The organism is Halomonas stenophila, assembly GCF_014192275.1.
Lineage (GTDB): Bacteria > Pseudomonadota > Gammaproteobacteria > Pseudomonadales > Halomonadaceae > Halomonas > Halomonas stenophila.
The window spans coordinates 73,374-85,552 of record NZ_JACHXR010000003.1 but is presented as its reverse complement, the minus strand read 5'-3'; the positions used below and the strand labels follow the sequence as shown (position 1 = coordinate 85,552).

Annotated in this window: 12 protein-coding genes; all 12 read left to right on the top strand. The window is 68.2% G+C overall.

Annotated elements, in window-relative coordinates; translation table 11 throughout:
* Positions 1-68 precede the first annotated feature (68 nt).
* The 12 genes from FHR97_RS06920 (at position 69) to FHR97_RS06865 (ending at position 12,004) form a co-directional block, all read left to right on the top strand.
* The gene (locus FHR97_RS06920) at positions 69-848 is read left to right on the top strand and encodes a GntR family transcriptional regulator (protein ID WP_343065564.1); all 780 of its coding nucleotides are present in this window, start codon (positions 69-71) and stop codon (positions 846-848) included.
* A gap of 219 nt (positions 849-1,067) precedes the next feature.
* Positions 1,068-1,385 (top strand): nitrite reductase small subunit NirD, encoded by a 318-nt coding sequence (gene nirD / locus FHR97_RS06915; protein WP_183383041.1) that lies wholly within the window; start codon positions 1,068-1,070, stop codon positions 1,383-1,385.
* A 3-nt stretch (positions 1,386-1,388) separates the two neighbouring features.
* The gene (locus FHR97_RS06910; RefSeq protein ID WP_183383040.1) at positions 1,389-1,694 is read left to right on the top strand and encodes a recombinase-like helix-turn-helix domain-containing protein; all 306 of its coding nucleotides are present in this window, start codon (positions 1,389-1,391) and stop codon (positions 1,692-1,694) included.
* Positions 1,695-1,747: 53 nt separating this feature from the next.
* Entirely contained in the window at positions 1,748-2,779 is a 1,032-nt protein-coding gene (locus tag FHR97_RS06905) for an aromatic ring-hydroxylating oxygenase subunit alpha (RefSeq protein WP_183383039.1), read from the top strand.
* 1 nt (position 2,780) lies between these two features.
* Positions 2,781-3,536, top strand: a complete 756-nt coding sequence (locus FHR97_RS06900; protein WP_183383038.1) for an SDR family oxidoreductase — start codon at positions 2,781-2,783, stop codon at positions 3,534-3,536.
* A 12-nt stretch (positions 3,537-3,548) separates the two neighbouring features.
* Positions 3,549-4,754, top strand: a complete 1,206-nt coding sequence (locus tag FHR97_RS06895; protein WP_183383037.1) for an NAD(P)/FAD-dependent oxidoreductase — start codon at positions 3,549-3,551, stop codon at positions 4,752-4,754.
* Positions 4,755-4,800: 46 nt separating this feature from the next.
* A complete protein-coding gene (locus tag FHR97_RS06890) occupies positions 4,801-6,075 on the top strand; it encodes an MFS transporter (protein ID WP_183383036.1) in 1,275 nt (424 codons plus the stop codon).
* Between the two features lie 218 nt (positions 6,076-6,293).
* Positions 6,294-7,421 (top strand): FAD-dependent monooxygenase, encoded by a 1,128-nt coding sequence (locus tag FHR97_RS06885; RefSeq protein ID WP_183383035.1) that lies wholly within the window; start codon positions 6,294-6,296, stop codon positions 7,419-7,421.
* 57 nt (positions 7,422-7,478) lie between these two features.
* Complete coding sequence (dctP, locus tag FHR97_RS06880; protein ID WP_183383034.1) at positions 7,479-8,456, top strand: TRAP transporter substrate-binding protein DctP; 978 nt, start codon at positions 7,479-7,481, stop codon at positions 8,454-8,456.
* A 66-nt stretch (positions 8,457-8,522) separates the two neighbouring features.
* Positions 8,523-9,035, top strand: a complete 513-nt coding sequence (locus FHR97_RS06875) for a TRAP transporter small permease (RefSeq protein WP_183383033.1) — start codon at positions 8,523-8,525, stop codon at positions 9,033-9,035.
* 46 nt (positions 9,036-9,081) lie between these two features.
* Entirely contained in the window at positions 9,082-10,398 is a 1,317-nt protein-coding gene (locus FHR97_RS06870; protein ID WP_183383032.1) for a TRAP transporter large permease, read from the top strand.
* Between the two features lie 28 nt (positions 10,399-10,426).
* Positions 10,427-12,004, top strand: a complete 1,578-nt coding sequence (locus FHR97_RS06865) for a sulfatase family protein (protein ID WP_183383031.1) — start codon at positions 10,427-10,429, stop codon at positions 12,002-12,004.
* The last annotated feature ends 175 nt before the right edge of the window (positions 12,005-12,179 follow it).

Sequence of the window (12,179 nt, the reverse complement as noted above, 5' to 3'; positions counted from 1 at the left end):
CTCGAGCTTATGGCCCCCGGCCAAGCCTGCTAGAATTCCCGCCTTCATGTCCCCTACAAGGCATTGCCGTGCTGTCCCTGCTGGTCGATCGCATCTCCCGACACCTCGAGCAGTCCCCCAGGTCACCCAAGTATCTGTGCATGCGTGATGCCATCATCGAGCTGATCGTCGAGGGATGGCTACCGGAAGGGACGCGGCTGCCCACCGAGCAGGAACTGGCCGCCGCCCTGCCGCTGAGCCTGGGGACCGTGCAGAAGGCCCTGCGCGACCTGGTGGAAAGTGGTGAGCTCTATCGTCAGCGTCGCCTGGGCACCTTCGTCGCCGGCGGCGACCATCGACGCGAGATCACCACCCCGGCCTTCGGCTTCCTGCGTCCCGATGGAACGCGGGTCCGCATGGTCTTCATCCGGCTACTCAAGCGTGAGCGGCTCACCCGCCAGGGGGCCTGGAGCGAGCTGCTGGGCGACGGCCCGAGCGGCCACGTGCGCCTGGTGCGGCAGGACCGCATCGACGGGGCCTTCGACTGCCATACCGAGATCTACCTGCGCGGCGACATGGCCGGCTCCCTGCTCGAGATGCCGGCTGAGGCCCTGGAGCACGAGAGCGTGCTGCCCCTGCTCGAGGCCCGGGGGCGGCTGACGGTCAGCCACGCCGAGAACCGGGTGCGCCTGGTGCGCCTGCCCAAGGCCGCGGCCCGGGTCATGCTGCCCGACCTGGCCGAGACACCGCCCCTGGGGTTGCGCCTCGAGACCCTCTATCGCCTGGCCGATGACATCACCGTCGCCTGGCAGATCATGCACATCCCCGCCAACGACTACCGCCTCTCCCTGCGCACCCAGCTGCGCTAGCCATGTAACCCCCTCGCGTCACGGGACCGTTTCGTCTCTCGGGCCGATGCTCAGGTGGGCGGGCCCGGGTGTATCGGGCTGCCCGTCAAATACTATATAGTATTGACAGGATGAGTGGCCCGCCTATACTGGGGCGCATTGGATCAAATAATAAATATGGTTTCTTATTTGAGCCGACCAGGGATGACCCATCACTCCCCGATCGATGAGGAACACGTCATGAGTTGGACCCCCGTCTGCAAGACCGACCAGGTGCAGGAAGACTTTCCCTATTCCGCGAAGATCGATGGCAAGGAGATCGGCGTCTACGTGCTCGATGGCGAGTACTACGCCCTCGAGGACGTCTGTCCCCACGCCTATGCGCTGCTGTCACAGGGCTTCGTCGAGGATGGCCAGGTGGAGTGCCCGCTGCACGAGGCGACCTTCGACATCAAGAGCGGCAAGTGTCTGCGCGAGCCGGCCGAGCGCGATCTCCACGTCTATCCGGTGCGGATCATCGATGACGAAGTACAACTCCAGACCAGTGAGGAGAGCTGACCCATGGCCCAGCAGGACTACAACCCCCAACTGAAGACCTGGCAGCGCATCATTCCCTCCAGCGAGCCCGGCCAGGGCCACATCGAGGCGCCGGGCGGCTTCGCCAACCCCGTCTGGCAGACCCGTCCCAGCGCACCGGGCCCCTTCGAGCTGGAGCTGGTGGCGGCCCTCGAGGAGGTCTTCGCCGAGGGCGTGACCGAGCTGGACGCGCTGGTCGACGGCCTCAATGCCCGTCATCGCCATGATCGCAATGGCCGGCCCTGGACCCAGGAAAGCTTCCTCCAGGAGATGGCGGTCCTGGGGCAGTAAGTCGCCGGTTGCCGACGTTCACGTCTTCTCACAACCCACAACGAGGTCGAGCCATGACTAGTGCATCCTCCGTCGACAGCGCCGTTCAGGACTACCTGGACTGCGGCCTGCGTTCCCTCTGGTATCCCGTCGCCGCCAGCTGGGAGGTCGGCAGCAACCCCGTCGGCATCACCCGCCTGGGCGAGAACCTGGTGCTGTGGCGTGGCTTCGACGGCACCCTGCATGCCGTCGAGGACCGCTGCCCCCACCGCGGCGCCCGCCTGTCCAAGGGCTGGAACCTGGGCGATCGCCTGGCCTGCTGGTATCACGGCGTCGAGGTCAACGGCGAGGGTGAGGTCTGCGACGTGCCGGCGATCAGCAACAGCCCGCTGGTCGGCCAGCCCTGCGTGCGCCGCTATCCCATCCAGGAGGCCCACGGCGCGATCTTCGTCTACTTCGGCACCACCCCCGACGAGGAACCGAGCGAGCTGGAACTGCCGGAGCAGCTCACCGACACCGAGAGCTACGGCCACTTCCTGTGCACCGCCACCTGGCAGTGCAACTACCAGTACGCCGTCGACAATGTCATGGACCCCATGCACGGCACCTACCTGCACTCGGATTCGCACTCCATGGCCGAGGGCGACCGCCAGGCCGAGATGGCCCTCGAGCCCACCGAAAGCGGCTTCATCTTCAAGAAGACCGGCCAGACCGGGGTCAACTTCGACTGGGTGGAATACGGCAACACCGGCGCCCTCTGGTTGCGCCTGTCGATTCCCTACCAGCAACGCTTCGGCCCGGGCGGTCCCTTCTGGATCGTCGGCATGGCCGTGCCCGAGGACAGGGACAACACCCGGGTGTTCTTCTGGCGGGTGCGCAAGGTCGACGGCTGGCAGCGCCAGGTGTGGCGCTTCTTCTACCGCACCAAGCTCGAGCGGCTGCACTGGGACGTCCTGGAGCAGGACCGCATCATCCTCGAGAACCTGGCGCCGGACGCCCGTCATCACGAGAACCTCTACCAGCACGACGTGGGCCTGTCGCGGCTGCGCCGGGTGATGCTGAAGATGGCCAAGAAGCAGCTGGCCGAGCGCCAGCAGGCGGCCTGACATGGCGCAGATGCTTTCCGGCAAGCGCATCCTGGTGACCGGCGCCGCCCGCGGCCTGGGGCGTAGCGTCGCCGAGGCCGCCGCCGCCGAGGGCGCGCGGCTGGTACTCAGCGACATCCTCGAGGCCGAGCTGGAACGGACCGCCCAGGCGCTGCGCGACGGTGGCGCCGAGGTGGAGGCGCGGGTCATCGACCAGGCCGACCCCGCCTCCATCGAGGCGGGCCTGGCCAAGGTCGCCGAGGGCGGCGCCCTGGACGGCCTGGTCAACAACGCGGCCATCGCCACCGGCGTCGGCGGCGAGACCCTGATGGACTACGACATGGCCCTCTGGGATCGGGTGATGACGGTCAACGTGCGCGGCCCGTGGCTGATGACCCGGGCCGCCGTGCCGCTGCTCGAGGCCGCCGGCGGCGGCCGGGTGGTCAACCTGGCCTCGGATACCGCCCTGTGGGGGGCCCCCAAACTGATGGCCTATGTCGCCAGCAAGGGGGCGGTGATCGCCATGACTCGCTCCATGGCCCGCGAGCTCGGCGAGCGCGGGATCGGCGTCAACGCCGTGGCGCCGGGGCTGACCCACTGCGAGGCCACCGAATACGTGCCCCAGGAGCGCTACGACTTCTATGCCCAGGGCCGAGCCCTGAAACGCGAACAGCAGCCCGACGACGTGGACGGCACCATCCTCTACCTGCTGTCGGACTGGTCGACCTTCGTCACCGGTCAGGTGATCCCGGTCAATGGCGGCTTCGTCTTCAACTGAGGAGTGGCGAACATGGCAAGCGATATCCAGCGCATCGTGGTGATCGGCGGCGGCCAGGCCGGCGGCTATGCCTGCAAGGCGCTGCGTGGCGAGGGCTTCGAGGGCCGGCTGACGGTGGTCGCCGACGAGCCCCACGACTTCTACGAACGACCGCCGCTCTCCAAGGGCGTGGTCACCGATGACGAACCGCTGCCGCGGCTGTTTCCCGAGGAGAGCCTGGCGGCCCTGGACATCGACTGGCGGCGCCCGCGCCGCGCGGTCGAGATCGATCGCGCGGCCGGCGAGGTGGTGCTCGACGACGGCGAGCGGCTGCCCTACGACCGCCTGCTGATCGCCACCGGCAGCCGGCCCCGCATGCCGGTGGCCAATTGGGCGGAGATCGGCAATGTCATGACCCTGCGCACCTGGGACGATGCCGCCCGGCTCAAGGCCCGGCTCGAGACGAGCCGGCGCATCGGCATCATCGGCGGCGGCTGGATCGGCCTGGAGGTCGCCTCCAGCGCCCGCAAGCTGGGCGTCGAGGTGGACGTCTTCGAGCGGGCCCCGGCGCTGTGCGGGCGCAGCGTGGGGCCGGAGGTGGCCGAGGCCATCCGCGAGCTCCACGAGCGCCACGGCGTGGGCCTGGCGCTGAACCGCCAGGACATCCAACTGAGCGAGGAGGGCGACAGCCGGGTGGCGATCGCCGCCGATGGCGAGGCCCACGAGCCCTACGACCTGGTGGTGGTGGGCGTCGGCGTCGAGATCAACCAGGAGCTGGCCCGTGATGCCGGGCTCAGGACCGAGCAGGGCATCGTCATCGATGCCGCCGGGCACACCTCGGACCCGAAGATCTTCGCCGCCGGCGACGTGGCCCAGCATCCCCATCTGGGGCTCTGCCTGCAGTCCTGGGCCTATGCCCAGAACCAGGCCCGGGTGGTGGCCGATGCCATGCTCGGCAAGGAGGCCCACTACGACGAGCCGGCCTGGCTGTGGTCCGACCAGCACGGCGTCAACATCCAGATCCTCGGCGTGCCGAGCGGCGAGCTCCATTGCGTGGTCCGCCCGGACCCGCAGGGGCCGGTGTTCTTCTATCTCGACGACGAGAGTCGCCTGGTGCAGATGGTGGCCTTCGACCAGCCGCGGGCTATCAAGCTCGGCAAGCGCTGGCTGGCCGCCGAACGGGTGCTCGACCCCGAGGCCCTGGGCGACCCCGACTACAACCTGATGCAGCTGCGCTGAATCGGTCTCCCCCGACGACGCACGACACAACGATAAAGGTGAACCGATGTCCGATACCGCCGCCCCGGCCCTGACGGCCGGGGCCTTGCCCGATGCCGGGGCATCGAGTGGCGCGCGGCGCTGGCTGGTGCCCCTGGCCCTGCTGGCCTGCGTGATCCTGTCGTTCTTCGACAAGATCAGCGTCGCCGTGCTGATCTCGAGCCCCGCCTTCCAGGCCGACCTGGGCCTGGAGGGCGAGTCGACCCGCCTGGGCCTGCTGATGACCGGCTTCCTGCTCTCCTACGGGGCCTCGTCGATGTTCCTGGGCTTCCTCGGCGATATCTTCAGCCCCCGGAGCTGCCTCTACGGCATGCTGATCCTCACCGCCAGCATCATGGCGGTGATGGGATTCGTCGACGATTTCGGCCTGATGCTGGGCCTGCGGGTGTTGCTGGGCATCGCCGAAGGGCCGATGTTCGCGGTGGCCTATACCATCGTCAAGCGGCTCTTCCCGCCGCGCGAGCAGGCCCGGGCGACCATGCTGTGGCTGCTCGGCACGCCGATCGGCGCCACCCTGGGCTTCCCCTTCACCATCTGGGTGATCGACCAGTTCGGCTGGCGGGCCAGCTTCTTCGCCATCGCCCTGCTGACGCTGCCGGTGATGCTGCTGGTCTACCTGGTGTTCCGGCGCCTCGACGTCAGCACCCGCTCCCCGGCACTGCAGCACAGCGACGGGCAGCACGTGCCGCTGGCCACCCACCGCGCCGCGACCGGCCGGCTGCTGAAGCGTTGGTCGTTCTGGGCGATGTGCCTGTTCAACGTCGCCTTCCTGGCCTATCTCTGGGGGCTCAACAGCTGGCTGCCCACCTATCTGGTGCAGGACAAGGGCATCGATCTCGACCAGGCGGGGATCTTCTCCTCGCTGCCGTTCATCGCCATGCTGCTGGGCGAGGTGATCGGCGCCGTGGCCTCCGACCGCTTCGACCGACGCGCGCTGATGTGCTCGATCGCCATGCTCGGGGCCGGCCTGGGGCTGGCGCTGGTGCTGTCCATCGAGGGCTCCAACTGGGCGATGATCGCCGCCATGTCGTTCAGTGCCGCCATGTGGGGCGTCGGCGCGCCCAATGTCTTCGCGCTGCTGGCCAAGGCCACCCCCTCCGATGTCAGCGCCACCGCCGGCGGCATCTTCAACGGCCTGGGCAACGTCTCCGGCGCCCTGGTGCCGGTGCTGATCGGCGCGCTGATCGGCGCCACCGGCGACATGACCGCCGGGCTGATGTTCATGATGGCCATGGCCTTCCTGGGCGCCATCGTGCTCCTTCCCCTGATCCGCCGCTACTGAGCGGCCAGCGCCGGCTCGCACCGGGTCGGCGCCTCTCTTCGATCACGTATCTTGTTGATTCATTGAGGGCCTTTCTTCGGCTTCGCATGATTCCCCGGGCGACGTTTGACAAAGCCCGGTGGCGGGCCTACATTGCTAGCATCAAATAATAAACAGAGTTTCAAATATGGCACGTCGAGCGGCGCGCCGTCTGGGATGGCAACAAAGGTAAGAAGAGCATGACAAGCCTGAAGATTGGTATCTGCGGTGGGGGTGTCGGCGGTCTCTGTGCGGCGCTGGCGCTGCGTCAACGGGGCCACGAGGCCATCGTCTTCGAGCGCGCCAGGCAGTTCCTGCGCATCGGTGCCGACGTCAACCTGACCCCCAACGCCGTGCGCGCCCTGGATCGCCTGGGCGTGGGCGAGGTGCTGCGCGAGACCGCGGCGCGCCCGACCCATCGCATCAGCCGCACCTGGGACAGCGGCGAGGAGACCTCGCGGCTGCCCATGAGCGAGGCCGCCGAAGAGCGCTACGGCGCCCCGCAGCTGACGATCCACCGCGGCGATCTGCTCCAGGCCCTGGAGAAGGCCCTGCCCGACGAGGCCATCCATCTGGGCAAGCAGGCCGAGCGCATCGAGCAGGGCGAGCCGATGCGCATCCATTTCGCCGACGGCAGCCACGCGGACGTCGACCTGGTGGTGGGCGGCGACGGCATCCATTCCGCGGTGCGTCGCGAGCTGTTCGGCGAGGACCAGCCCGAGTTCACCGGCCTGGTGTCCTATCGAGCGGTGGTGCCGCGCAGCGCGGTGCCGGAGGTCGAGAACCTGGATGCCTTCACCAAGTGGTGGGGCCCGAGCGCCGACGTGCAGGTGGTGGTCTTCCCGCTGACCCGCGGCGAGGAGGTGTTCGTCTTCGCCACCACGCCCCAGGACGACTGGCGCGAGGAGTCCTGGACCCTGCCCGGCGACGTCGAGGAGCTGCGCGAGGTCTACCGGGACTTCCATCCCGACGTACGGGCCCTGCTGGCCGCCTGCGACGGCGTGACCAAGTCGGCGCTCTACGTGCGTGAGCCCATGGAACGCTGGTCGGTGGGGCATGCCACCCTGCTCGGCGACGCCGCCCACCCCATGGTGCCCTTCATGGCCCAGGGCGCCTGCATGGCCATCGAGGACGCCGTGGTGCTGTCGCGCTGCCTGGAAGGCGTCGATCGCGACGGCCTCTCCGCGGCGCTGGCACGCTACGAAGCGGCCCGCAGGGCGCGCACCGCCAAGGTGCAGCGCGGCTCCCGGGCCAACGACTGGCTCAAGGGCGAGGGCAATGCCGACTGGGTCTACGGCTACGATGCCTGGGGCGTGGCACTGACCTGACACCGGCCCCCCGACTCCCCGATCGCTTCAATAACAACACCCGAGGAAATCCCCGACATGAGCAAGCAACTCCTGACCAAGTCCCTGCTGGGCCTGGCCCTGACCGCCGCGGCCGGCGCCGCCCAGGCCGAGGCCATCACCCTCAACGCCGTCTCTTTCACGCCCAAGACGGCGGTGGTCTCCCACGGCTTCGAGGCCTTCGTCGAGGCCATCAACGAGGAGTTCGAGGGCGAACTGCAGATCAACTGGCGCGGTGGCCCCGAGGTGATGCCGCCCTTCCGCCTGGCCGATGCCGTGCGCAACGGTTCCATCGACATGGCGCTGACCAGCCCCAGCTACTATTCCGGGCTGGTGCCCTCGGCCACCGCCTCCAACCTCTCCTTCAAGACCTACGAGGAGATCGCCGAGACCGACTACCTGGAGCGCATGACCGAGGTCCACGCCGAACGGGGGCTGCACCTGCTCGGCGAGATCCCGGCCAGCCCGGTGAAGTTCTTCCTGTTCTTCAAGGAGGAGGTCACCGGCCTCGACGACCTCGAGGGCAAGCGCATCCGCGTCTTCCCGACCATCCTGCCGTTCGTCGAGGCGTTGGGCGCCGAGCCGCTGGTGCTGCCCATGGGCGAGATCTACACCGCCATGGAGCGCGGCGTCATCGACGGCTTCGCCCAGAGCAACCTGGGCTGGGTCGACCAGTTCGAGGACGTGGTCAACTACTACATCACGCCGCCCTACTACCGGGCCGGCTTCAACGTGCTGGTCAACCCGGAGGCCTGGAGCGAGCTGCCCGAGGACCTGCAGGCCCGGGTGCAGGCCTACCTGCGCGACGAGCTGGCCCCCGAGATCGACGACAGCTGGGAAGAGATCATCGCCACCGGCTACCGGCAGATGGACGAGGCCGGCTTCCAGGAGGTCGCGCTGAGCGGCGAGGCCGCCGACGAGTACATCGCGACCGCCATCGAGGCGGCCTGGAACCATCTCTCCGAAGACGTGGATCCCGAGCTGCATGCCGACCTCAAGGCCATGCTGGTCGAGTGATCCCTCCTGTGCCCGGCGTTCGCCTCCGCGGGCGCCGGGCCCTGACCACCTATCGGGGCCTTCGCTATGGCTGACTCCCTTTCCGCCGAGTGCCTGCCGTCCAATACCTTCATGCGTGGCATCAGCCGGCTCAACCTGTGGCTGGCCTGGCTCAGCGGCCTGGTGCTGGTCGTCGCCACCGGGCTGGTGTTCCTGGAGATCCTCTCGCGACTGATCTTCGACCACTCCCTGGTGTGGGTCATCGAGCTCAGCGAATACTCGCTGCTCTACATGACCTTCCTCGGCGCGCCCTACCTGCTCGAGAAGCATCGCCACGTGGCCATCGACCTGGTGACCGACGCCCTGCCCGAGTGGCCACGCCGCCTGCTGGTCGCCCTGATGAGCGCCCTGGCGGCGGTGGCCTGCGGCTACTGCGCCTGGGTCGGCGGCCTGGTGACCCTCGACCAGCTCGAGTACGGGATGCGCGAGACCACCCTGATGCGACCGCCGAGCTACCTGATCACCCTGGTCTTCCCGCTCGGCATGCTGCTGCTCGCGATCCAGTTCGTGGCGCAGACCCTCGACAGTTTCAAGCGCTGAGCTCGCCGGGCTCACGCACGGACAACACTCTCCCCTGGAGGCTGATATGGACTGGTGGCTGACGCTGCTTCTGCTCATGGGACCGCTCCTGCTGCTGATGATGCTCGGCATGCCGGTGGCGTTCGCCTTCCTGGTCGTCAACCTGGTCGGCGCCTATGTGCTGCTGGGCGGCATGTCGGGCGTCGAACAGCTGGTGATCAACACCACCGGCGCACTGACCAGCTTTACCCTGGTACCCATCGCCATGTTCATGATCATGGGCGAGGTGATGTTCCGCTCGGGCATCGCCAACGATCTGCTGGATACCCTGGACAAGTGGTTCGGCAAGCTGCGCGGTCGCCTGGCCTTCATGGCCGTGGGCGGCGGGGTGCTGTTCTCCACCCTGACCGGCAACAGCATGGGCTCCATCGCCCTGCTGGGCTCCAGCCTGGTGCCGGAGATGGAGAAGCGCGGCTACCAGAAGCCGATGTCGCTGGGGCCGATCCTCGGCTCCGCCGGCCTGGCGATCATGATCCCGCCGAGCTCGCTGGCGGTGGTGCTGGGGGTGGTGGCCGAGCTGCCCATCGGGCGGCTGCTGATCGCCATCATCCTGCCGGGCCTGTTGATGGCGGTGCTCTACACCATCTACATCCTCGGTCGCTGTACCCTGCAGCCGGAGGTGGCGCCATCCTTCGACGTCGCGCCAACGCCGATGCGCGTCAAGCTCGAGGCCGGGGCACACAACATCCTGCCGATCGGGATCATCGTCTTCGCCGTGGTCGGGGTGATCTTCCTGGGCCTGGCCACGCCCACCGAGGCGGCGGCCTCCGGCGCCGTGGCCACGGTACTGCTGGCCCTGCTCAAGCGCCGCCTGAACCTCGATATCTTCAAGAGCTCGATGTTCGAGAGCGCCGCCATCTCGGTGATGGTGCTGCTGATCGTCGCCGGGGCCATCGCCTTTACCCAGCTGCTGTCCTTCACCGGGGCGACCTTCGGCCTGATGGACGCGGTGCTCGGCCTGCCGTTCGGCGACAAGACCATCGTGCTGGCCATGGTGCTGACCATCGTGGTGCTGGGCATGTTCATGGGGCCGTTGCCGATCATGATGATCACCCTGCCGATCTTCGTGCCGGTGGTGGAGCAGTTCGGCTTCGATCCGCTGTGGTTCGCGGTGCTGTTCCTGATCGCCATCGAGACCGGCTCCACCTCGCCGCCGCTGGGCGCCGCGCTGTTCGTGATGAAGGCCGTGGCGCCCCAGGGCACGGGCATGGGCAGCATCTACAAGGCGGCGGTACCCTTCCTGGTCTGCGACTTCCTGGCCATCGCCATCGTCTTCGTCTTCCCCGAGATCGTCACCTGGCCGGTCGGACTGATGTTCGACTGAGCCGGCGACCCTGAGCGAGGAGGCCGAGATGCGACGCCCGAACTTTATCGTCTTTATCACCGACCAGCAGCGCGCCGACCACCTGGGCTGCTACGGCGACCCCACCGTGAGGACGCCGCACCTGGACGGCCTGGCCGCCGCCGGGGTGCGCTTCACGCGCTTCCACGTGGCGACCCCGATCTGCCAGCCCAACCGCGCCTGCCTGGTCACCGGCCAGCAGCCGTCGGTCAACGGCGTGCGCCAGAACGGCATCCCGCTGGACCTGGATAGCGAAACCTTCGCCGACGTACTGCGCGGGGCCGGCTATCGCACCGGCTATATCGGCAAGGCGCACTTCCAGAATGTCACCGATATCCCGGCGCCGGAGCGGCGCCAGGGCGGCGAGGGCGAACCGCTGCCCGCGGCGCTGGGGCACAGCCTGCGCCGCCAGCGCGACGGCGATGCCTACCGTTGGGAGGTGCGCCGGCGCTGGGCCGAGACGCCGGATCTGGAACTGTCCACCCCCTACTACGGCTTCGATCACGTGCGGCTGTGCATCGGCCACGGCGACCGGGTCGAGGGTCACTACACCGCCTGGCTGCGCGAGCGTCACGCCGATCCGGACGCGCTGCGCGGGCCGGCCAACGCCCTGCCCGACGAGACCGTGACGGCGCCCCAGTGCTGGCGCACGGCGCTGCCGGAGGCTTCCTATCCGACCGCCTACGTGGCCGAGCAGGCCTGCGCGTTCCTCGACGAGCAGGACGACGACACGCCCTTCGTGCTGGTGGTGTCCTTTCCCGACCCGCATCACCCCTTCACGCCGCCCGGGCGCTACTGGTCGATGTATGACCCGGATGAGGTGGTGCTGCCGGCCACCGCCGGTCGCTCCGTCGAGGCCATCCCCGGCCTGCCGGATTCGGCGCTGGCCGCCTATCGCTGGGGACGCGACGAGCCCGACAGCCACTGGCCGCTGAGCCTGTCCGAACGCCAGCTCCGCGAGATCATCGCCCTCAACTACGGCAGCATCTCGATGGTCGACGACGCCGTGGGCGAGGTGCTGGCCCGACTCGAGGTCAGGGGGCTCGCCGACGACACCGTGGTGGCCTTCACCTCGGACCACGGCGACTACATGGGCGATTACGGCACCGTGCTCAAGCTCGGCCTGCACTTCCGGAGCGTGGTGCGCGTGCCGCTGATCTGGCACGACCCGCGTTCGCCCGAGCCGGAGGGACGCGTCTCGGCGCGGCTCGGCAGTGCCATCGATCTGGCGCCGACGCTGTTGCAGCGGGCCGGCCTGAAGACGCCCGTCGGCATGCAGGGGCGCGACCTGTTCGACGCGAGTCGGCCGGCGCCGCCGGTGCTGATCGAGGACGCCGGCATCCAGGTGTTCCGCGACGCCGACGCCGACAGCGGCATCACCACCCTGGTCACCGAGGACTGGCGGCTCAGCCTGTTCGAGGGCGAGGCGGGTGGCGAGCTCTATCACCTGGCCGACGATCCCCAGGAGACCCGCAACCTGTGGGCCGATCCGGCCCACCTGGGCACCCGGGCGAGGCTGCTGGAGGGGCTGGCGCGACGCATGGCCGAGCTGCGCGACAAGCGGCTATCGCCCACCGCACGGGCCTGAGGACGCGATGCCGTCGACGATGGGCGCTCCGGTCGCGGGGCGGCCCGAGAGGGGGCTTTTTCCCCTTTTAAATCAATGGACTGAAGGCGTTGTCGAACGCGATGAACGGGCCTTGACAAACCGCGGCCCGGCGACTATCTTCAACTCGTATCAAATAAGAAATACAGTTTAATAT